Source organism: Microcoleus sp. AT3-A2, assembly GCF_036705685.1.
In the GTDB taxonomy this organism is placed as follows: domain Bacteria; phylum Cyanobacteriota; class Cyanobacteriia; order Cyanobacteriales; family Microcoleaceae; genus Microcoleus.
Window position 1 is genome coordinate 1 of sequence record NZ_JAUBVF010000046.1, and the last position, 21,526, is coordinate 21,526.

Genomic DNA, 21,526 nt, shown 5'->3' on the forward strand with positions numbered 1-21,526 from the left:
ATTATACTGATGATCCGTAAAAAAGTCATGCTGGAGTTGACGAGTATTTATACTCATCGCAAAAGTGACATGCTCCCTTTTCAGCAGTTGTCCCACCACCGCTCTCATTAATGCGATCCTTAAGTTTGTTAGGACATTCTTGGCGAATTTCAGATAGTGTATCATACCATCTGGGTCGATTGATAAAAGTCGCACCCTCTGGACTCCAAGCTGCTTCAAATACCATCCCGCTGTTGGGGGTTTTCTTTTGAATACCAAGAGCGTCATAGATGTCAATGGGAGTCCCTTCTCGCGTGTAGCCTTTGCCGTTTCCGCAGTAATCGGCCCGTGTCATGCGCGTGCAAGCTTGGTGATAGTCTCGCAGTGACTTGCCTTTGACATTCTTCCAAGGTTTGTAGCCGAAGCGAACGCACTTAGCTAGAACTCCACTTGTACAGCCAAAGGTCATGAGATCGCTCGATTCAGTATGCTTTCCTGTCTCATCCCACGAACCCGTCAGCGGAATTGCCTTGGCGACATTTTCGGCATCAGGAGTACACAAATTCTTCCATTGAGAATCAGCAGAATCTAGATAAAAAACTGTATAAAGATAGGTTTCTTTTTCGGGGTCTTTTGGGTCTAGTTCAACATCTTTGATTTGAAAGTTCAGCTTTCTCCCCTGCTCGTCAACTGCGTTAAACTGTGCGCCTTTTAAGTCTTTGCCTTTAACAATTTCAGTCGTCGGGGCAGTCGCGCTGGTGTCGGGTTCGGTTTTATAAGTGCTGTTTTGATTCTTTGCAAACACTCCACAGCTAATAAGCAATACCGGAAAAACAACAACAAAACTGTATATAAATGTCTTTTTCATAGTTTCTATTTCTGCCAGGGGTTGAGATACCCGACTTCTTTGAGAAGTCGGGTATCTTTGGGAGAACTATCTTTTCCTGCAACCAATATAGGGATACATGAGACAGTCGTTTACGAACATTTTGCCTTGCATCTCAGCAGCAACTGGCGTTACGCCTACAAGCTGTCCACCTTCGACTTTAAGGCTTTGCAATTCCATGCCTTGCAGTTTTGTGGCTTGCATACTCGTGCCCGGGAGCACGAGAGCGTTCACTCTCACGCCGTTGTGCCCGCCGTTCCGACTCCAGCCATTGAACTTGAGGCCGTTGAGCCAGACGCCGCCGCCACCCAGGGGGGCAACGAAAGTGGGACGGTTTTCGGGGGCTTTTGGGAGTTCAACATCTTTGACTTGAAAGTTCAGCTTTCTCCCCTGCTCGTTAACTGCGTTAAACTGTGCGCCTATTAAGTCTTTGCCTTTAACAATAGCCTGCCCTGAGAAAGCTAAAGCAAACACTCCTGTAGCAAGGGCGATGGTTAATACACTTTTCTTCATGGTGAAAATCCTCAACTGTGTTTTCAAGACGTTGCCTATTTGCTGCAATGTTTGAGCTACTAATTGTCGCAACCGATGGCTTGCAGCTAAAGAGAGGTTGTTTTCCCTCTAATCCCATCTACAAATTCATCAAAACACGCAGATGACCGAGATCGAGACTGAGAATGTACTGACTTGTTACCGACTTTCGACTGACTTATTTTGAGGCAGTCCGCTGATCCATCATGAAATCGAATTCATCTAACGGCTTTGCATACCAAACTACCAAGCGAAAGTCACTGGGTTGAGAAGTCTTCCATGCCCAATTATAAACTTGTGTTTCGCTTGCAGGAATCTCGTACAGAGCTAGCTTTTCATTTTTTTTCAGCCAATTCCACTCCTTTTCTGGTTGATTATGCCCTTTAACTTGGAAACCTACTGTTGGACCTTCATATAGTTGACAATATTTTTGTCCTCCTATTGGGCAAGTTTGACTGGACGTAGTTTTATAGTTAATAACATGAGTGTGGTTGGCACTTTCTACAGACGTGGCGCAAATTTTCCCCCGCCATTCTTTGATATTAGGAAATGTGGCGTAGTAATAATAGCGAGGTTTGTCCCAACACTCTCCGTTAGCAGCAGGATTTAGACAGTCTGGTTTGAAAGCAGCATAATTGCTGGGTGTTTTATCTATCCTCTAAAATGGAGTGTTGGACAAAAATCCACCACCAATTGAAGAGGTAAAGTTCTTATTATTACACGCCAAATCTTTATTTCGATCCTGATTTCCCTGCTCAACACTGAGTTGGGTATTTTCCGTTTTTATTTCTACTGCATCACTAGAAATAGTAGATAATGCACTGGGTGTACGCAGAAACTCAGCGGTCGAATCTTGCGTTTCAGTAACCTTCTCGATAATATCCTGTGCCTGTGCTGCTGGAACGTACAGATTAATAACTACTAACTCAATGAGCAAAAAGAGCGTGGCGATTACAGCAAATTTTGCTAAGATTCGCAATGTTGGTTTCATAGTCTTTCCCCGGATTTTTCCTAATCTTGATGGTGAATTCTGGCGTTAAACTGATGTCTTTCGATCGAGAACCCGCATCGGACTTCTCATCTCTACTAAATTCATCAAAACTTGCCGTTGACCGAGATCGAGACTGAGAATGTACTGACTTATTACCGACTTTCGAGTAACTTGCTAAAATCTGCATAACTTTCGGAGGAATAGGGTATGTCACGATCGCTCAAAGTTCGCAGCGACTGGATTAAGCAAGCCAAATTAGCCCTCCAGCACAATGGTTTTCCCAGCCAAAGAGCCTTTGCTGAAGAATTAGGACTTGCTTTATCAACTGTCAGCAGGTTCCTCACAGGAAAAACCGTTGATTATGCGGCTTTTGTGGAAATTTGTGGAAAATTGGCGAGACATTGGCGATCGATTTCTGACTTGGGCGATCGGGTTCCATCCCAGTCTGTAGAGGTGAAATTCTCAAATGTGTTATGGATGTTGACACTCACCTGTGGCAAGTGGGAAAGGGTAAACAACTTTTGACCTTTCATGGTCAAACAATAGTGAGCGGTAGGGGCGATCGCAAAGTAAAGTTTTGGCAGATGCGTTTTAACCGAAGCACAAAAAGCCACGCTCAAAGCTCTTGGCGCGATAGAAAATGGCGAATGAGCCGAATGTGGGCAATAAAGTATTAATTTTTTAAACCCAAGCCACAACTTACAGCACCCTGGGTACTTCCCCGCTTAGCCCATCGTTACAACGCGGCGAATTTCGTCGGTTTTAAAGCCAATTGCCATCGGGCGACGCACTCCAGGTAGCACCTGCACGTCGTACAATTCCTCTACCACTCCTTCAATCCGCAACGAGTGGACGATATCCCCGCTTCTCAGGTCAATCACCACTAATCCGCAGCGGGGTTCGGCATCTTTGGCACGCAGGTTGTCATCTAAGGACAACCCGGAAAACGTCTTGTTATGCCGGGGTTTGGATAGCCCGACGATGGCGAAGTCACCGCTGAAGGCACAGCCGCGCATATAGCCAGGGCAGAAAGCTACTGGCTCAAAGACACCCCGTTCGATGTCTGCATAGCCAAATTCCCCAGTGCCGGAGTTGAGCAGCCACAGCTTATCCCTGTACCAGCGGGGGGAGTGGGGCATGGAAAGTCCGGTCAGAATTATCTCATTGCTGCTGATATCAATAACGCACCCACCATCGCGCCTTCTATCCCGCCAACCGTCCGCCACATCACTCTGGCTGACTGCTGTCACGTAACGGGGTAGCCCGTCTCGCAGTGCCAAGCCGTTCAGGTGACAGCGGTCTTCTGCCGCTAGCTTGGAGATGAATGGGGGTTGCCACAGAGGGAGGAAGCTGTACTTTTCACTGACTGTGGCGAGACAGCTAAATAGAGTATTGACGAAGATGACCCCCCCTAACCCCCCCTTAGTAAGGGGGGGAACAAAATTCTGTTTTTCTTGCCCGCCCCTTGATAAGGGGGGCTGGGGGGGTACTTCTACCACCACGTCATGCACGTCCAAATCCCCGGTGATGTAACCTACTTGAGGCACGTATACGCCGTCATAGCCATTGTGAACTTCTCCCGCTGAGAGAGCATTTTCAAACCGCCACAGTTGATACAGAGAACTCATGTAGAGAGTTGAACCCTCTGCATACAACCCCATGCAGCGCTCAAAGGAGCGCTCGAATACCGACAACTGTCCATTCGGTTGCAACCCAATAAAAAAAACTTTCCCCGCCTGATAGGTGGTGAAAGCAAGACTCAGGTTTTGCTCAGCTAACCAGGAGGTGAACTGGCGGGAGGCAGTGACTTCCAGGGAGGGGGCGCTAGTTGAGGGGGTAGCAGAATTGAGGAAATTTCCACTGTGCGCCCCTATGTCTGGTGCATCTTTGATTGTTAGGGGAAGTTCCTTAGCCGCAAAGGCATTACGGTTTGATTGCATTGCATCTGTCATGATTAGTCTTTTGTTCGTAAGGAAATGTGCTGAAAAGTGCACAGAAGTACAAGAAAGAAAAGTTAGGGAAACCGAGCCGGATTCCCCTAACTGAGTGTGTTGTCGAAGACTGAAACAGTCTCAAAGCAGTTGGATCGCACTAAACATTGACGAAGCTACTAGAGCCGATACTGCTAGCTTGTACCCCATTCAAACGCGCCAAGTTTTCGCCAGTGTTGGCAAATTTGATTAGAGTATCCTTCCCCGTTTGAGCGATCGCCAAGTTCTGAAACGTCAAGCCACCGGAGAGACCGAGTGTTGTCTGACCCACCTGGAAATTGTCGATTCGATCGACGCCCTTGTTGATTTGCAGAACAACTATGTCCTTTCCGCCGCCCAAGAAAATCCGATCGTTGCCAGCGCCCCCCAAAATCAGGTCATCGCCAGAACCGGAGTAGATCGAGTCGTTACCAGGCCCGCCATAGATCGTATTGTTGCCCCCAGCAGCGTAAATATCATCGTTCCCGTTGCCCCCATTGATGTAATCAGTTTGGGAACCCCCGTTAATCTGGTCGTTGCCATCCTCACCCAAGAGAGTGTTGACGCCCTCACCGCCCGCGATCGTATCGTTGCCGCCACGACCGTAGAGTGCATCGTCACCAGATGTACCGTTAAGCACATCCTTGGCTTCCGTGCCCAAGGTGGGGACTTTACCGAAGACGACATAGCTAGAGCCAGAGTTGGTCTTGCCGTTGGGGTCAGCATAAGAGGCACCGATAATCAGGTCAGCGACGCCATCGCCGTTGATGTCTCCAGCACCGCTAACTGAGATGCCGGAGAAGTCCTCTGGATTAACGCCGTTGAGAACAGAGCCGTTGATGCCGTCGAGGGAAGAGAGGTTAATGCTGGCCGAGAATCCTTCTTTTGAGCCGAACACTAGATAGCTTTCACCCGCAACGGTATCAGCCTGAGGTGAGCTGATAATCAGGTCATCAATACCATCGCCGTTGAAGTCCCCGGCACTGCTGACACGAAAGCCTGAGAGGTCTCCCTCGGCAATACCGTTGATGGCAAAGCCGTTAGTGCCATTGAGTCCAGAGGGCTTAAAGTTGGCGGGGAACGCTTTAGATGAACCGAAGACTACATAGCTGGTGCCTGCATAGTTGCCATTGGGGTCAGCCCCAAATGCCCCGATAATCAGGTCATCAAAGCCGTCACCGTTAACGTCTCCGGCGGCGCTGACTCTGCTTGAGAAGTCACCCTCGGCAATGCCGTCGATGGCAAAGCCATTAGTGCCGTTGAGGGCACTGACGTTGAGGCTGGTAGGGAATCCCTGGTTGGAGCCGAACACTACATAGCTCTGACCCGCATACTCTAGTCCGTTGGGGTCAGCCCCAAATGCCCCGATAATCAGGTCATCAATGCCGTCACCGTTAACGTCTCCGGCGGCGCTGACTGAGACGCCCAATTCGTCTCCCGCCGCCATGCCGTTGATGGTGAAGCCGTTATTGCCGTTAAGGGTACTGACGTTGAGGCTGGTAGGGAATCCCTGGTTGGAGCCGAACACCACATAGCTTTGACCCGCCTTCTCTAGTCCGTTGGGGTCAGCATAAGGTGCGCCGATACTCAAGTCAGCGAAGCCATCACCGTTGACATCTCCAGCACCGCTAACTGAGGAGCCCAATTGGTCTCCCGCCGCAATGCCGTTGATGGTGAAGCCGTTAATGCCGTTGAGGGTAGCGAGGTCAATGCTGGGAGCGAATCCGTTGTTGGAGCCGAACAATACATAGCTGGAGCCTGCATTCTCTAGTCCGTTGGGGTCAGCCGCAATTGCCCCGATAATCAGGTCATCTTTGCCATCGCCGTTAACGTCCCCAGCACCGCTTACACTCAAGCCAGTCAAGTCATCTGCCGCCACGCCGTTGAGGGCGAAGCCGTTAGTGCCGTTAAGGGTACTGAGTTCAAAGTTAGCAGGGAATCCTGCTTGCGATCCGAACACTACGTAGCTAGTACCAGGAGTGGTGGTGGGGTCAGGAGTACCACTAAGATTAGTAGTATATCCAGGTGCGCCAATAATTATGTCAGCAATACCATCGTTGTTGATGTCGCCAGCATCGCTGACGCTATAACCTGATGTGTCATAAGGGGCAACGCCGTTGATGGTAAAGCCGTTAGATCCGGTGAGGTCTGAAAGATTGAAAGATGAAGTTGCCATTGTAAAAATAATTATTGCGTTGAACTACTAAGAGGCACCCCTAATCAAGGGAAAGCCGGAAAAAAGCTTCCCCATGTATCACTGGTCGATCGAGTAAATTAAATATCTTGACCCAGAGCTTGAGTTTCTACAGATTTATCAGAATAGGGAATCATTGCCGTGGTCTCCTGTAATAAACCCACTCAAGCGGCGTGCTGCCTCTCGAACTTTTTGAAGCGAAGGTAGGAGGAGAGTGGCCTCAACTGAACTGATCCCACTGAATTCTGACACGGCCTCTTGACTGCGCTCAATCGCGGAGAGCCCGGGGAATCCGTTCCATCGGAAAGATGGCGTAGGAGGGAGGGGGAGGAGAATTTCAGAAATAGGACGAAGTTCGGAGTCCCCCCCAATTAGGGAGTCGTGGCCATTGCCAGTATTAATAATTCCCAATGTAGAGCGGAACCCGTCGTTGCCATTGCCAGTGGGAATTGTATCGTAAGGGCTAGCCTCGGAGTAATCCTCCCCAGTTAGGTCATTACCCCCGCTCTCGGTTGGTTCCTCCTGTGACCCTCCTGTGCCGTTGGCAATAATCAGGTTTTTTAGAGTAACCTTTGTTGAATCAGCAACGGCACTTCTCAAAGAGCGACCCCCGGAGTCACGGTTATGGGTTACCGTAATAGTCTTACCGACAACTGGGGGTTCACTGGTTAGCGTAATATCACTGGCAACTGGGATGGTTTCACCGCTTTCTTCTTGAGAGGAAAAAAGTTGTTGACCTAAAGGTCTGAGTTGCTTAAGTTTCTTTCCGTCGGAAGAGCCATTGTCAGCGGAGTAGCCCGCAAGTAGGGTATCCGCACCGTCGCTCTCGGAAGAGCCATTGCCACCGAAGTAACTAGCAAGTAGAGTATCCGCGCCATCACTCCCGGAAGAGCCATTGCCACCCAGCGTATCTATCAAGCCGTCCCTTGTCGTGGGTTCCGCCATTTCATAATAACTAATCGTATCGTTGCCACCAAGCGTACCTATCAAGCGGTCCCTTGTCGTAGCGAAATACTGATCGTTGACACCAAACGTACCTATCAAGCGATCCCTTGTCGTAGCGAAATACTGATCGTTGTCACCCAACGTACCTATAAGACGGTCGCCTGTCGTGCCTTCGACAACTGAACTAACCCCAGAGCTCAAAGAGTCGTACCCGGAGTCATTGGTATTGGTTACCGTAATAGTTCCCATTGTTTATTTCTCCTAATTACTTGTAATTTTGTGTTTCAAGTGAGTTAAAGCGTCCCTCAGACCAATAACATTTGTATTGGTTCTGAGGTTTTGATTGACTGCTTCTTACTTCGAGCGAGAGTCCGCAGGGGAAGTCTCATCTCTATAAATCGATTAAAACTTGCCGTTGACCGAGATCGAGACTGAGAACGTACTGATTTGTGACCGACTTCCGCGTAACTTGCTAAAATCTGCATAACTTTCGGGGGAATAGGGTATGTCACGATCGCTCAAAGTTCGCAGTGACTGCATTCAGATCGCCAAATTAGCCCTCAAGCGCAATGGCTTTCCCAGCCAAAGAGCCTTTGCTGAAGAATTAGGACTTGCTTTATCCACTCTCAGCAGGTTCCTCACGGGAAAAACCGTTGATTATGCGACTTTTGTGGAAATTTGTGGAAAATTGGCGATCGATTGGCGATCGATCTCTGACTTGGGCGATCGGGTTCTATCCCAGTCTGTAGACGTGGAATCCTCCCTCTTGATGGCCAACAGACACCAAGATTGGGGCGAGGCACCCGATGTCTCGGTTTTCTACGGTCGTAGTTACGAATTGGCAACTCTAGAACAATGGATTGTGCAGGATAATTGCCGTTTGGTAGTCTTGCTGGGGATGGGAGGGATTGGTAAAACAGCTTTGGCTGCCAAGCTTGCCCAACAACTACAATCAGGATTTGAATTTGTGATTTGGCGAAGTCTCCGCAATGCGCCTCCCGTAGAAGAGATACTGGCAGAATTGATTCAATTTCTCTCGAACCAACAAGAAATAAACTTGCCAAGCAACCTGGACGGCAGAATTTTGCGGTTGATAAATTATTTACGCTCCTCGCGCTGTCTGCTAGTTTTGGATAATGCTGAATCGGTTTTGCAAGCAGGCGATGAAGTGCGGCATAGCTTTGCTTCACGCACGGGACGCTTTCGAGAAGGATATGAAGGTTACGGTGAGTTACTCAAATGTGTTGGGGAAACAAATCACCACAGCAGCTTGATACTAACCAGTCGCGAGAAACCACAAGGAATAACCGCTTTAGAGGGCGAAACCCTATCCGTTCGCTGCTTGCAACTGACAGGTTTACCCGAAGCTCAAGGACGAAAAATTTTCTCTGCGAAGGGGTCTTTTACTGGGTCAGAAGATGAATGGACAAGCGTGATTTCACGCTATGGCGGCAATCCCTTAGCTTTAAAAATAGTAGCTTCAGGCGTAACAGATTTTTTTGATAGCAGTATTTCTCGCTTTTTAGAATTTTTAAAGCAAGGTTCGTTTATTTTTGATGATATCCGCGATTTGTTAGAGCGGCAGTTTCAGCGACTGAGCGATCGAGAACAAGAGATTATGTACTGGTTAGCCATCAATCGCGAACCAGTGTTGTTAGAGGAATTGCAAGAGGATTTTGTCTCCCCGATATCAACTAGCGAACTTCTACAGGCGATCGTTTCTTTGCAACGTCGGTCATTGATTGAAAAAATCGCCTATGGTTTTACACAACAACCTGTAGTCATGGAGTACGCGACCGCTCGATTAATTGAGCAGATTTGTGAAGAAATTATTGGGTTCAATGTTGAGCATTTAAATGGTGAAATTTCTAATAAATTTGCTAACTTTGAACCTGATAACCTTCAACTATTTAGGAGTCACGCTCTGGTTAAAGCTCAAGCCAAAGAATATGTGATTGAGACTCAAACTCGCCTCATTCTTCAACCAGAAATCGATAGATTAATTACGAGTTTTAGCAACTCAAAAACTCTAGAAAATTGTCTAGCTCAAATTATTGAGATGTTACGAGGGAAACCGCCCCTAAAGACCGGATATGTAAGTGGAAATATTATCAATTTACTTCGCCAATTACAAGTACATCTAAGCGGTTATGACTTTTCAAATCTAACGGTTTGGCAAGCCAACCTCCAGGGGATAAACTTGCACAATGTCAATTTCGCCAATTCTGACCTGTGTCAATCGGTTTTTTCTGACATATTGAGTCCTGTTACGTCACTAGCACTGACACCAGATGGCAAATGTGCGGCGACGGCCGATATAGATAATAATATTCACCTGTGGGACGTGCAAAAAGGCAAAAAACTTTTAACCTTTCAGGGACACACCCACTGGGTAAAATCAGTTGCTTGGAGTCCAGATAGTCAAACCCTAGCGAGTAGTAGTTATGACCACACAGTGAAGCTTTGGGATGTTCGTACTGGTCTCTGTCTAAAAACTTATACCGGCCATAGTAATATAGTCTACTCAGTCGCCTTCAGTCCGGATGGTCAAATTTTAGCGAGTGGTAGTGCTGATAACACAGTAAATTTGTGGAATGTCACGACTGATAGTTGCGTTAGAACGTTCACCGGACATACGAATGAAATCTATTCAGTCGCCTTTAGTCGGGATGGTCAAATTTTAGCGAGTGCTAGTGCTGACAGCACGGTAAAGTTTTGGGATGTACGCAAGGGCAAGTGCTTTAAGACGTTGTACGGACATACGAATTCGGTCTATGCAGTCGCCTTCAGTCCGGATGGTCAAACCCTAGCGAGTGGCAGTGCTGACTGCACAGTCAGGCTTTGGGATATCCGTGATGGTAAGTGCGTTAAAATTTGCACGGGACATAGCAGTGTAGTCACATCAGTCGCTTTTAGTCCCAATGCTCAAACCGTAGTGAGTGGTAGTTATGACAAAACGGTGAAGTTGTGGGATGTTAGCACGGGTAGCTGTGCAAGAACGTTTATCGGACATAGCGATCGCGTAGAGTCCGTTACCTATGCGCGTAGCGCAGGCTACGCCAACAGTCCAGATGGTCAAATAGTAGTGAGTGGTAGTTTTGACCTTACAATTCGGTTTTGGGATTGTCAAACAGGCAAATGTTTCAAAACTCACACCGGATATAACAGTTGTGTATTAGCAGTTCCTTTTAGTCCCTGCGGTAAGCTCTTAGCTAGTGGCAACGTTGACACTACACTGAGGCTGTGGGATGTCAATACAGGCAGTTGCGTGAGAACGTTCACGGGACATACTAAATCAGTCATAGGAGTCGCATTTAGTCCCGATGGTAAAACAATCGCTAGTGGGAGTGCTGACAAAACGCTGAAGTTATGGAATGTCAATACGGGCAAGTGCATAAAAACGTTCACGGGACATACTGATTGGGTATATGGAGTTGCCTTTAGTCCAGATGGCAAAACTTTAGCCAGTAGCGGTCTTGACCAGAGCATCAGGTTGTGGGATTGTCAAACGGGTCAATGTTTCCGAACTTGTACCGAACCTAGCAATTCCATATTTTTCTTCTCCCCATTTTTCGTCACTTTCAGTCCCAGTAGTAAAACCCTAGCCAGTAGCAGTTTTGACTGTGTAAAACTATGGGATGTCAGCACTGGCAGTTGCTTAAAAACCTTCACTGGACATACAAATGAAGTATCTTGGGTTGCCTTTAGTCCGGATGGCCAAATCGTAGCTAGTGCTAGTGCCGATCGAACGTTGAAGTTGTGGGATGTCAATACGGGTAACTGCATCAAAACATTGACTGGGCATACCAATTGGGTATGGTCAGTTGTCTTTAGCCCAGACGGAAAAACCTTGGTTAGTGGTAGTTGCGATCGAACGGTGAGGCTATGGGATGTCAGCACTGGAAGATGTATCAGAACTCTCACCGGACATACCCGTGAAATCTACGCAGTCAGTTTTAGTCCGGATGGTCAAACTGTAGCAAGTGGCTGTGCTGATGAAACGGCAAGGCTGTGGGATGTCAATACGGGTGAGTGCCTAAAAATACTGAAACCACCCGGACTCTACGAAGGCATGAATATCACTGGGGTTACAGGTTTAACTCAAGCACAGAAAGCGACGCTGATAGCTCTCGGCGCGATCGCTCATGGGGAATGAATGGGCGCGATCGCTCGATTTGAAAGATGCTGCTTCTCGCGCTCCAATCTGGGGCGATTTGTCGCTGTTCTTTTGTGGGATAGGCATCCTGCCCTTCCTCGATATTGCCCCGAATTTTACTCAACTATCGCTCCATTTAAGCTTGTTTTTCTTAAGTCTGTTCTCGCTAAATTTGCACCTCTTAAATCGGCACCTGTTAAGCAAACATTGCTTAAATCTGCATAACTCAAATCAGCACCTCTGAGATTAGCATCCGATAAATTTGCTCCTGATAAATTCGCCCTCACAAGTTGCGACTTACTCAAGTTACATCCACTCAAATTTGTCGATTCCATCTGTGCTGCCATTAAGTTTGCTTTGCTTAAATTAGTGCTGCTGAGGTTAGCCAAATTCAATTTAGCATAACTCAAATCAATGTTTTCCAAGCAAAGTTGGCTCAATTGCGCGCATCGCAAGTTAGCATTAATAAAAAACCTGTCTCCAATCGCATAACGGCGCAGCAATTCGTCAACTTCCAGCCGAATTAAAACCGGTTCGCAAGTATTTTGGTAGCACCACGATGTCTCCAGTAAACTAGCGGCTGCTTCAATTGCTACTTTGTCGGATTTAGGGAGCACCAAACTATTGCATCCATCCCACTCACCCTTGAGCATGAATGCCATGTCAGAAGCTGCTACAATTGAGTCGCATAGCAAAACGGTTTCTGGCTTGGGTTGCAGCCAGTTCATTAAAGCGATCGAACTCTTGTTTTTCACTGTTGATTCAGAGTTTGTGCGTCTTTCTTAATTATAGGGAAAAATATTCAAAACAGTATGCACAAATTCGCTGCGGCTTCAGAGAATGAATTAATTGTGTTTGGTGCAGCCAGACCAGGATACCGCGATGCAGAAGTTGCCCGCTGGATTGAATTTATGCAGGGGCATAATATCAAGCAAGTTTGCTGCTTGCTGGCTCAGACCCAGCTCATCCGCTACAATGATTTACTGGGAACATATCGGAAAATATTTGGGTGCGATCGAGTTTGCTGGGCACCGATTGCAGACTTTGAATTGGTCGATCGCGATATTTTGATCGATCGCATATTGCCGTTCTTGGAATCTGCAAATAGCAAAGGCGAACGGGTGGTAGTTCACTGTTCTGGGGGGATCGGACGTACAGGACAGGTTTTGGCTGCTTGGTTGGTCAGCGGGCGGGGATTGTCTAACAAACAGGCGATCGCAGCAGTAAAAAAAACTGGCAGAAATCCCTATGAAGCAGCAATCGCAGCTTGTTTGAAAGGTCGAAACCCCTGGCTAGTCGTTGAAGAACTTAATGCTATCTTAGATGATTGTCGCCTTGCTGCGAGACATGATATATAGCACTATAGAAACTATATATATGTGCCAATTGTCTAAGTTTTAAAAGATTTAAAAGACTCGGCTTCCTACGATCGAACTCAGGTATCCAATAAATGGCTGTTTTGGCTGTCACCGTTAGCCGATCCGTTGGCGTTTTTGCGAATTCTAATTTCTGCTTTAAATCAGCCTACTCAGTGGCGCGGCAGGAAGTATGAATAATCGTTAAATTTTTGCTACAGCTTTTAAAATTGGTAGAAGTGCGAGATTCCTTTTGGATCGAAGGGGCGATCGTACTTTTCTTGATTTCCTAAATCAACCGGAAATTAGCCGATGTAATCGCATTGGCACTCATTCCAATCATCACGCCTAACTCCTCTCCTGTCAAGACATTTTTGATGAGAGTTCCCTGAGTATTTTGAGTGCTTGCTAACTGAGCAAAGCTTAAACCTTCGCTTAATCTAACCACATTTTGACCGCTTGTAAAATCAGCAATCCGGTCAAATCCTTGACCAGCTTTTAAGACAAAGATACAGCATATTCGATATATTCCATGTAGATATACTTCATAAACCTGGAATACGCTGTATCTTTCCTAAAAATACAGCGGTTGTAAATTTTGCAGGAGATTTACATTTCTGGATTACTTATACTTTCCTGGCGTTTATTGTACTGCACACGATCGACCAACGAAAATATGTGCGATCGTTTTGGAGACGAACAACCCAAGCCCTGAAAAAATCCTCGCTAAGTTAACCTTAATCAGCCTGGGAATCAATAACGTATTGATGTCATTGATCGCGGGGATTGTTAGCTGGCGCGCCCTCTTAGAAAAGCAATCGCAGCATCTGTTTTTCATGGGTTCTGCCTTGAGGATTCGGAGATTGAGTTGACAAGCTGTACCGCATTTAAATTGTATATTTCAATGCCGTATCAAAATTCTTCCAATCCCCGCACCTACTCAACGCGCCACCTGCCGCATATATTCCCCCCACAACTGAGCGGCATTTGAACTACCTCCCCCAGTCGGAGAATTATCATCATTTCCCAACCAAACTCCTGTCACCAGTTGCTGACTCGGAATATAACCGACAAACCACAAATCTCTATTATCATTAGTTGTGCCTGTTTTTCCAGCTTCTCCCAACCCCAAAGCCGCACTGCTGCCCGTACCTCCCCGCACCACACCTTGCAGCATATCAGTCATCGTATCGGCTACTGCTTCAGAAACTAACTGCCGATTGGCAACGCCATCTTTTTGATACTCATAAATTACCCGGCAACTGTTAAAATCATTTCGATCTTTGCAATCGCTGCTGTCAATAATTCGCTTAATTACGTGGGGGCGATTTCCCAAACCCCGATTGGCCAAAACCCCGAAAGCACCCGTTAATTGCAACACATTAACTTCACTTTCACCTAATACTAAACCAGGGTTAGAACGCAGTTCAGAAGTAATTCCCAAACGTCTAGCCATTCCCACTACATTGTCTAAACCGACATCTTGTGCAATTCTCAAAGCAACTGCATTTTCCGACTGTGCTAAACCCCGATACATATCAGCAGTACCGCTGGTTCTTTCGCAGCCGCTGTAACTTTGTCCGCCCCAAGAAAGGGGGGCGCAAGAATAAGTTTTATCGGGTGAGATTCCCTGTTCCAGGGCGGCTGCATAGGTAAAAATCTTAAATGTAGAGCCGGGCTGTCTCAAAGCTTGGGTAGCCCGATTAAACTGACTTTTCAAGTAATCTACGCCCCCAACTAAAGCTAAGACTTCCCCGGTTGTACTATTGAGAGTTACCACGGCTCCTTGGGAAAAACCTGCACTGGCTCCCGCATTTTCAACAGCATTTCGGAGGGAACTTTCCGCCAACTTTTGCAAGCCAGGGTTTAAACCTGTTTCTACAATAAAATTGCCTTCTCTGGCTAACTGCTCCCCTAGCAAAAACTCCAATTCGTCAAAGACATAACTGTAGAAATAAGGAGCGATCGTACTTTGCAGATATTGACGAGCTTTGGGATTGATATCAATTCGCGATCGTCTCGCGCGATCGGCTTCTTCCTGAGAAATCGTCCCCAGTGCCCGCATCCGTTCGATCACTCGATCGCGGTACTGTACCGCCAACTGATAATTTTGAATCGGATTAAAACTGTTTGGCGCAGGCAAAATGCCGGCCAAAGTTGCCGCCTCTGACAAAGTTAAATCCTTCGCAGACTTCCCAAAATAAAACCGAGCCGCATCCTCAAAACCGTAAAGGTCAATCCCCAAAAATACGCGATTCAAATAAGTCAGCAACAGCTCATCTTTGCTGTAATAATTCTCCAGTTTCAACGCAACTACCGCTTCCCGTAACTTGCGTCCTGCCGAATCTTGAGTTCCCACATAATCTCGAAACAAACTCCTCGCTAACTGCTGCGTCACAGTGCTGCCGCCTTCGCGAATTCCTCCCCCGCGAACATTAGTCAAAAGCGCGCGCAAAACCCCGATCGGATCTACCCCCAAATGCCAATTGTAGCGACTGTCTTCCGAAGCAAGTACCGCCTTGGATAAATAAGGCGAAAAATCCTGCAATTGCTTTAATTCTAAGTGAGCGTTATTCTGAGGAGGACGCAGCGGAGTTTGCCCATCGCGGGCGTAAACAATCACGGGGCCATTGATACTTCTCGGCAGAGGCCGCACTTGAAACTTTGTCGATTCCATGCCTACCAACACGGCAATCAAAGCGGTGATTCCGCTGACGCCGTAAAAGCTGTAACGCAGAAGTTGCAAATACCAAGGCGGCGGATATACGTACTGAATTCTGACAGCGGCGGCTAGTTCCGGCGGCCCTAAAGTGAACACGTCTCCGTGACGCAGGGACATACTTTTAACTCGCCTTTTGCCGCTGTAAATGCCGTTGGTGGAGTCTTCATCTTTGATGACAAAAGGAGTCCGCCGCCGAGTATCGCGCGACAGGGATAAGTGGACGTGACTGACAACGGGATTGCGAACTACAATATCTGAAGATTTCGACGATCGACCTAACAAATATCGATCGCCCAACAGCGGATAAACCTCAGCTTTAGCTGCACCCGCATCCTGCACCCACAGTTCGGGTACTTTGGCATTAGGTTTCAGCGCTAGCTGGTTAAAATTAACCTTAGCAATAGTCTGGACTGCTTGGGTAATCGCACCCAAGACGGTTTGAGGTTTGCGGGGCGGCGGCGGTGGGGTCATATTTCGCTGTGCACTACGATCGAGCGATCGGCTCTTGCACCATTCTACTCGCAACTTTTGGCTAATTTCACGATCTGCCCACAGAAGGAGGCGATCGTCGGCTAGTGGCGATCGATTTTGGGGTTATTGGTGAACCCGCAAGGCTAGCAGTTGATTGAGCAAATCTCCATCCAACCACCAAAAATCCCCCTCTCGCCAGATGATTAAATTATCATAAATTTGCCAAAACATCCACACTTTCGATCTAATTTATCCCTGCTTTACCAACAATTCGCATATTAAAACCCCCCTTTTTCAAGGGGGGTTAAAAGCCGAAAATCAGCTTGATTCTCCTTACATCGAAGAACCCAAACCGGCATAAGCACCGTAGAAGAAAAGACTCACAATGCTGAGAACACCGAGGCCTGCAACAGTAGCTACCAGCCACAAAGGAATTCTGCCACTTTCACTAAACATAGCCATCACCTCACTAATTTACAGCTAAACAAATTCGATGGAACTATCGAAAGCCAACTCAGACACCAGTTAATTAAAGAAATAACTGGAAAACAAAATACCCAAAACAAAAATCAGCAACAAACCCAAATACAAAGAAGTCCGGTTTAACTCAACAGGCTGCTCGTTGGGATTAGGAACGCGCTCAGGCATTGTAAACTCCTATCGTTGAATAAATTGCATTGCTGCGATCGCGCCCAAAAAGAAAATTGTTGGGACGCCTAAAGTATGAACTGCCAACCACCGCACCGTAAAAATCGGATACGAAATTGGCTCATTATTTGGGGTTCTGCTCGTCATTTTTCCAAATCCTTGTTAAATTACTTGGCGTTAATGAACTGATCTACTTGTTTCTTAGCTTCAAAGCGATCCGAGATAATCGGCACTTCTTCGCGCTGCTGTGTGAAATACTGGTTAGGGCGAGGAGTTCCGAAAGCATCGTAAGCCAAACCCGTTTGCACAAACAGCCATCCAGCAATAAACAAAGCCGGAATGGTGATGCTGTGAATTACCCAATAACGGATACTTGTAATAATGTCACCAAACGGACGTTCTCCAGTTGTACCAGCCATTTAGAATCCTCCTTTCAACAACAAATTGACAGACAATCTCTATTACTATTCTACTATCAAGCAGCTTGCGCTGAACCTTGATATTTAAGTAGAGTACCGCTCGCGCCGATCACAAATCCGCGATCGGGGCCCATAAAGACAATCCTGTAAAAATTAGCGGGAACATCTTCTACTTCGCGGTCTTTTAGCCATGTTTTCCCGCCGTCCAAACTGCACAGCAAATTGCCGCCACCGCCGGCTACCCAAACTTCATTATCAGTCCGGTAAGCCATGTCCAGCAAACCCCAACTCGCCTTGCGATCTGGAAAAAACGGTTTTCCCCAACCTTCAGGATTGGACGGGTCGCTAAACTGAATCTGACCACCACGGGCGAGCATCCACAAACGCCCGTCCTTGGTAAAGCCCATATTTTGCAGGCGCCGAGAACTATTGCGGTTGTGAGGTTCCCAAGCTTCTTGTCCGGGTTTCCACACCGAGTAGAAATTTCCCTTCGAGGAAACCGCAACATACTGCCCGTCTTCAGAACGGTTGATATTGCGAACTACCCCAAAAGAATCCTGCACGACAGCTTTCCAATTTTTGCCCCCGTCCGAAGTCCGGTAAATCGCCCCGACATCGGTCGTCATTTCGGCGGAATTCGGGCCCAAAGCCGCGATCGTACTCGGAGAACCGGGCAACTGACTGCTCAAAGCAATCCGCGTCCAAGACTTACCTTCATCGTTCGTGTGGAGCAAAACAGAAGGCTGGCCGACAATCCAGCCTTCGGAACCCGAAAAACTCACCGACGCAAAACGCGACCTCGGATCGTCGATATCCAGTGCTATAGGCTTCCAGCTAGTGCCACCGTCAAGGGTTTCGAGCAGAGTTGCCTCAGAACCCACAACCCAGCCGTGCTGAGGATTGCCCGTAAAGGCAATATCCTGCAAATTAGCTTCTGTCGGCAAGGAAATCACTTGCCAGGGGTTGTAACTCACAGAACCGATGGTGCTGCAACTCGTACAGATGAGCGCAGCGGCCAATAACATTACAATTCGTTGCCAAAATCTCACAATCGTTTTACTGCAAACCATACATACTAAGTAACAACAAGAAACCAACGACCAAGCCGCCAAAAATCAGCAAACTTTTCTGACCTTCGGTCATGCCGTTGACACCGACACCGTAGCGCTGATTTGCCTTAAATCCCGATACCCCTTCCATCTGACCGAGATTTTGAAACAGCGATTTGCGCGCCCCGCAAACGGGACAGACCCAAGTTTGGGGCAAATCTTCAAAAGCCGTGCCCGGGGCAATGTCAATTTTAGGATTTCCCTTTTTCGGCTCATAGACGTAGCCGCAGGCGCGGCACTCGTGCCGATCAAGGGTTCTGGTCTCAGTGGCTCGATCGCTCATAAATCCAAAATTATGGGTCAGCTAATCGTGAAGTACCTCAACTAAACTTCGTTCGAGTTGGGGCTTCCAACTAAAACTCATATTAGGACGGTCTTATTCGTCTTCAAGGTTTCCCGTCTCAACCGCCGATGCCACGTTAGGTACACCACTTGGGTGTTCGACACTTAAGTCGAGGATGGTCTTACTTAGCGTCCACAGGCAGCCGCCCGTCTTCCACAGGCAGTTACAATATTAAAATATACATTAAAAATTATTGCAGAAGATGGACGATCAATCTCAACCAACTCGTAATTTTAGCTACCCAAAATCTATATAATGTAACAGACAAGTTACAGAACCCTTTCACCTAGGCAGTAATTATTCACCGTGTTTGCACTCAGCGGCTACGAGTATTTCTTAGGCTTCCTGTTAATTTCCAGCCTAGTTCCTATCCTCGCCCTCACGGCGTCTAAGGTACTGCGCCCCAAAAGTCGTCCCTACGACCGACGCACTACCTACGAATCCGGCGTCGAGCCGATCGGCGGAGCCTGGATTCAGTTCAACATCAGATATTATATGTTCGCCTTGGTCTTCGTCATCTTCGACGTAGAGACCGTCTTCCTCTATCCTTGGGCGGTTGCTTTCAACCAGCTAGGACTGTTGGCTTTCATCGAAGCCTTGTTTTTTATCACGATCCTCGTTATTGCTCTTGTCTATGCATGGCGCAAAGGAGCCTTGGAATGGTCTTAAGTTCTGACAAATCACAAAAAGCGCTGATCAACCCTGTAGAGCGCCCCGAAGTTACATCGCAACTCTCAGAGAACGTCATCTTGACAACAGTGGATGACCTCTACAATTGGGCGAGACTTTCGAGCCTGTGGCCGCTGCTTTTCGGCACAGCCTGCTGCTTCATCGAATTTGCAGCTTTGATCGGATCGCGCTTTGACTTCGACAGATTCGGCTTAGTACCGCGATCGAGCCCCCGGCAAGCCGACTTGATCATCACCGCCGGCACAATTACCATGAAGTACGCCCCCATCTTGGTGCGGCTGTACGAACAAATGCCGGAACCCAAATACGTCATCGCGATGGGCGCTTGCACTATCACCGGCGGAATGTTCAGCATGGACTCCCCCACAGCAGTCAGAGGCGTTGACAAACTGATTCCTGTAGACGTGTACATCCCCGGCTGTCCCCCCCGCCCAGAAGCGATTATTGACGCCATTATCAAACTGCGGAAAAAAATCGCCAACGATTCCATGCAAGAACGGGCCAGATTGCTGCCAACCCACCGCTACTACACCAGACCCCACAAAATGAAAGTAGTAGCCGACATCTTGGACGGCAAATATTTGTCAGTTCCAGGCCGAATAGCGCCGCCGAAGGAATTGACAGAAGCAATGGGAATGCCAGTACCGCCGGCCCTGCTTGCCGGACAAAAACAGGAGGTAAACCGTGGCTGAGACAGAATCTGCAATTGTTGAAGCCGGGAAGGTTTCCCAGTGGTTGACTCAAAATGGCTTTGAACACGAAGCTTTAGCGGCCGATAATTTGGGCGTGGAGATATTAAAGGTCGATCGAGACTTCTTAATTCCGATGTCAACAGCACTGTATGCCTACGGGTTTAATTATATGCAGTGCCAGTGCGCCTACGACCAAGGGCCGGGACAAGATTTAGTCAGCGTCTACCACTTGGTTAAACTGACAGACAATGCTTCCAAGCCTGAAGAAGTCCGCGTCAAAGTATTCGTACCCCGCGAAGATCCCAGAGTGCCATCAGTCTACTGGATTTGGAAAGCAGCCGACTTTCAAGAGCGGGAATCCTATGATATGTACGGCATAGTCTATGAAGGACATCCGAATCTGAAACGGATTTTGATGAACGAAGATTGGGTAGGCTGGCCACTGCGGAAAGATTACATTTCCCCTGATTTTTACGAATTGCAAGACGCTTATTAAGGGAGTTTTGCGAGGGCGGGTTTAGAGCATAAAATTGGACTTTAAAAGTTGAGTTTTATGCGAAACTCGCCCTCTGTTTTTTAAATTAACGGCTTGCTAGGCTCTGCCTGGGAACCGATGTCCAAAAACGCAATTTTCACAAAATTATTCGTATGGTTTACGAAACTGCGGGTTTAATAGCTTTACTAAGTATCGTAATAATTTACCTGCAACTTCGCAGGGGTAAGAACAAACCGAATGATAACCAGCTCAAAGCACAGACAGTTGAGCTTAGGCAAATAAACAAGCAGTTACAACAAGGAAATAACCTATTTACCGCCTTTATAGTTCAAATCCTTGCAAGATTTAAGCAAACAGAGGCAGAACTTAAGGCAGCTACTACTGAGAACAATTCTTTGAAGCAGACGGTTCACAAGCTACAACAACAGTTAGCAAGCGTTGAGAGCGAAAGAGATGAAGTAAGGAAAATTTCAACAAATCTTCGTATTGAAAATATTTACTTTGAACAAAAAGTTGAAGAACTAGAAGGTCATAAAAAAGTTCTTATTCAAGAATTGGGTGGTTCTCTCAGTAGTCAAGATATAGAGTTTATAACGTGGGAATTTTTAATCGAGAAAGTTCAAGAGGTTACTAGACAGCTTAATGAAGTCATAGCCCTAAATCAATCTCTCATTAAAACAAATACGGATTTACAGCAAGAAATAGACGTTCTGAGAAGAGAGTTAAATCAAGTTAAAGATAATAATACTAGATTGACACAAGATAATCTACAACTCCGAGCTAGCCAAAACTCTTTAGAGTCAGAAATAAGACGAGAACTAGACCGAGTTCAACCTTTAGAGATAGATAATAACCAGCTAGAGCAAGAAAAAAACCAATTAGAAAGAAAGCTTTATGAGTTAAATTCATTAAACTCCAATTCACCTCAA

22 protein-coding genes and 1 pseudogene are annotated in these 21,526 nt (G+C 47.0%); 8 read left to right on the plus strand and 15 right to left on the minus strand.

Annotated features, from left to right (window positions below; all coding sequences use genetic code 11):
* Nucleotides 1–25 precede the first annotated feature (25 nt).
* From QUB37_RS21395 to QUB37_RS21405, 3 genes are all read right to left on the minus strand, one after another.
* Nucleotides 26–847 (minus strand): ADYC domain-containing protein, encoded by an 822-nt coding sequence (locus tag QUB37_RS21395; protein ID WP_333165843.1) that lies wholly within the window; start codon nt 845–847, stop codon nt 26–28.
* Between the two features lie 66 nt (nt 848–913).
* Entirely contained in the window at nt 914–1,378 is a 465-nt protein-coding gene (locus QUB37_RS21400; RefSeq protein ID WP_333165845.1) for a hypothetical protein, read from the minus strand.
* Nucleotides 1,379–2,054: 676 nt separating this feature from the next.
* The gene (locus QUB37_RS21405; protein ID WP_333165847.1) at nt 2,055–2,387 is read right to left on the minus strand and encodes a hypothetical protein; all 333 of its coding nucleotides are present in this window, start codon (nt 2,385–2,387) and stop codon (nt 2,055–2,057) included.
* Nucleotides 2,388–2,594: 207 nt separating this feature from the next.
* Between QUB37_RS21405 and QUB37_RS21410 the strand changes: the two genes are divergently transcribed.
* Entirely contained in the window at nt 2,595–2,912 is a 318-nt protein-coding gene (locus tag QUB37_RS21410) for a hypothetical protein (RefSeq protein WP_333165850.1), read from the plus strand.
* A gap of 200 nt (nt 2,913–3,112) precedes the next feature.
* Here QUB37_RS21410 and QUB37_RS21415 read toward each other — a convergent pair whose 3' ends face one another.
* The 3 genes from QUB37_RS21415 to QUB37_RS21425 form a co-directional block, all read right to left on the minus strand.
* Nucleotides 3,113–4,339 (minus strand): TIGR03032 family protein, encoded by a 1,227-nt coding sequence (locus tag QUB37_RS21415; RefSeq protein WP_333165853.1) that lies wholly within the window; start codon nt 4,337–4,339, stop codon nt 3,113–3,115.
* Between the two features lie 139 nt (nt 4,340–4,478).
* Nucleotides 4,479–6,533, minus strand: a complete 2,055-nt coding sequence (locus tag QUB37_RS21420) for a hypothetical protein (RefSeq protein WP_333165856.1) — start codon at nt 6,531–6,533, stop codon at nt 4,479–4,481.
* 138 nt (nt 6,534–6,671) lie between these two features.
* Entirely contained in the window at nt 6,672–7,541 is an 870-nt protein-coding gene (locus QUB37_RS21425) for a hypothetical protein (RefSeq protein ID WP_333165859.1), read from the minus strand.
* A 460-nt stretch (nt 7,542–8,001) separates the two neighbouring features.
* On the opposite strand from QUB37_RS21425, the gene QUB37_RS21430 reads away from it, so the two are divergent.
* Complete coding sequence (locus tag QUB37_RS21430; RefSeq protein ID WP_333165862.1) at nt 8,002–11,652, plus strand: eIF2A-related protein; 3,651 nt, start codon at nt 8,002–8,004, stop codon at nt 11,650–11,652.
* Nucleotides 11,653–11,768: 116 nt separating this feature from the next.
* On the opposite strand, the gene QUB37_RS21435 is transcribed toward QUB37_RS21430, so the two are convergent.
* The gene (locus QUB37_RS21435) at nt 11,769–12,407 is read right to left on the minus strand and encodes a pentapeptide repeat-containing protein (RefSeq protein ID WP_333165864.1); all 639 of its coding nucleotides are present in this window, start codon (nt 12,405–12,407) and stop codon (nt 11,769–11,771) included.
* 57 nt (nt 12,408–12,464) lie between these two features.
* Here QUB37_RS21435 and QUB37_RS21440 point away from each other — a divergent pair, with 57 nt between their 5' ends.
* Together QUB37_RS21440 and QUB37_RS21445 are read left to right on the plus strand one after the other, a co-directional pair.
* Nucleotides 12,465–13,010: a phosphatase domain-containing putative toxin gene (locus QUB37_RS21440; RefSeq protein ID WP_333165867.1), complete on the plus strand. Its 546-nt coding sequence runs from the start codon at nt 12,465–12,467 to the stop codon at nt 13,008–13,010.
* A gap of 63 nt (nt 13,011–13,073) precedes the next feature.
* Nucleotides 13,074–13,208 (plus strand): annotated as a pseudogene (locus tag QUB37_RS21445) (glycosyltransferase family 2 protein); the annotation flags it as partial.
* An 88-nt stretch (nt 13,209–13,296) separates the two neighbouring features.
* Here the strand turns inward: QUB37_RS21445 and QUB37_RS21450 are convergent.
* The 8 genes from QUB37_RS21450 to QUB37_RS21485 all read right to left on the minus strand — a co-directional run bounded on the left by QUB37_RS21450 (nt 13,297) and on the right by QUB37_RS21485 (nt 18,659).
* Nucleotides 13,297–13,455, minus strand: a complete 159-nt coding sequence (locus QUB37_RS21450; RefSeq protein ID WP_333165870.1) for a hypothetical protein — start codon at nt 13,453–13,455, stop codon at nt 13,297–13,299.
* A 492-nt stretch (nt 13,456–13,947) separates the two neighbouring features.
* Entirely contained in the window at nt 13,948–16,200 is a 2,253-nt protein-coding gene (locus QUB37_RS21455) for a transglycosylase domain-containing protein (protein ID WP_333165873.1), read from the minus strand.
* Nucleotides 16,201–16,533: 333 nt separating this feature from the next.
* Entirely contained in the window at nt 16,534–16,656 is a 123-nt protein-coding gene (locus tag QUB37_RS21460) for a photosystem II reaction center protein J (RefSeq protein WP_006635506.1), read from the minus strand.
* Between the two features lie 69 nt (nt 16,657–16,725).
* Nucleotides 16,726–16,848: a photosystem II reaction center protein L gene (locus QUB37_RS21465; protein WP_015176850.1), complete on the minus strand. Its 123-nt coding sequence runs from the start codon at nt 16,846–16,848 to the stop codon at nt 16,726–16,728.
* A gap of 9 nt (nt 16,849–16,857) precedes the next feature.
* Nucleotides 16,858–16,995, minus strand: a complete 138-nt coding sequence (gene psbF / locus QUB37_RS21470; RefSeq protein ID WP_006635504.1) for a cytochrome b559 subunit beta — start codon at nt 16,993–16,995, stop codon at nt 16,858–16,860.
* Nucleotides 16,996–17,015: 20 nt separating this feature from the next.
* A complete protein-coding gene (psbE, locus tag QUB37_RS21475; protein WP_333139432.1) occupies nt 17,016–17,267 on the minus strand; it encodes a cytochrome b559 subunit alpha in 252 nt (83 codons plus the stop codon).
* A gap of 56 nt (nt 17,268–17,323) precedes the next feature.
* The gene (locus QUB37_RS21480; protein WP_333042721.1) at nt 17,324–18,337 is read right to left on the minus strand and encodes a photosynthesis system II assembly factor Ycf48; all 1,014 of its coding nucleotides are present in this window, start codon (nt 18,335–18,337) and stop codon (nt 17,324–17,326) included.
* A complete protein-coding gene (locus QUB37_RS21485; RefSeq protein ID WP_333165876.1) occupies nt 18,324–18,659 on the minus strand; it encodes a rubredoxin in 336 nt (111 codons plus the stop codon). Before QUB37_RS21485 ends, QUB37_RS21480 begins: the two co-directional genes overlap by 14 nt.
* A 366-nt stretch (nt 18,660–19,025) precedes the next feature.
* Here QUB37_RS21485 and ndhC point away from each other — a divergent pair, with 366 nt between their 5' ends.
* The 4 genes from ndhC to QUB37_RS21505 all read left to right on the plus strand — a co-directional run.
* The gene (gene ndhC, locus QUB37_RS21490; protein WP_006635500.1) at nt 19,026–19,388 is read left to right on the plus strand and encodes a photosynthetic/respiratory NAD(P)H-quinone oxidoreductase subunit C; all 363 of its coding nucleotides are present in this window, start codon (nt 19,026–19,028) and stop codon (nt 19,386–19,388) included.
* Entirely contained in the window at nt 19,379–20,101 is a 723-nt protein-coding gene (ndhK, locus tag QUB37_RS21495) for a photosynthetic/respiratory NAD(P)H-quinone oxidoreductase subunit K (protein ID WP_333165878.1), read from the plus strand. The genes ndhC and ndhK overlap by 10 nt, the downstream gene beginning before the upstream one ends.
* Nucleotides 20,094–20,597, plus strand: a complete 504-nt coding sequence (locus QUB37_RS21500) for an NAD(P)H-quinone oxidoreductase subunit J (RefSeq protein WP_333165880.1) — start codon at nt 20,094–20,096, stop codon at nt 20,595–20,597. The genes ndhK and QUB37_RS21500 overlap by 8 nt, the downstream gene beginning before the upstream one ends.
* Before the next feature lie 152 nt (nt 20,598–20,749).
* Nucleotides 20,750–21,526 (plus strand): hypothetical protein (locus QUB37_RS21505; RefSeq protein ID WP_333165883.1); only part of this gene is annotated, 777 nt, incomplete at its 3' end.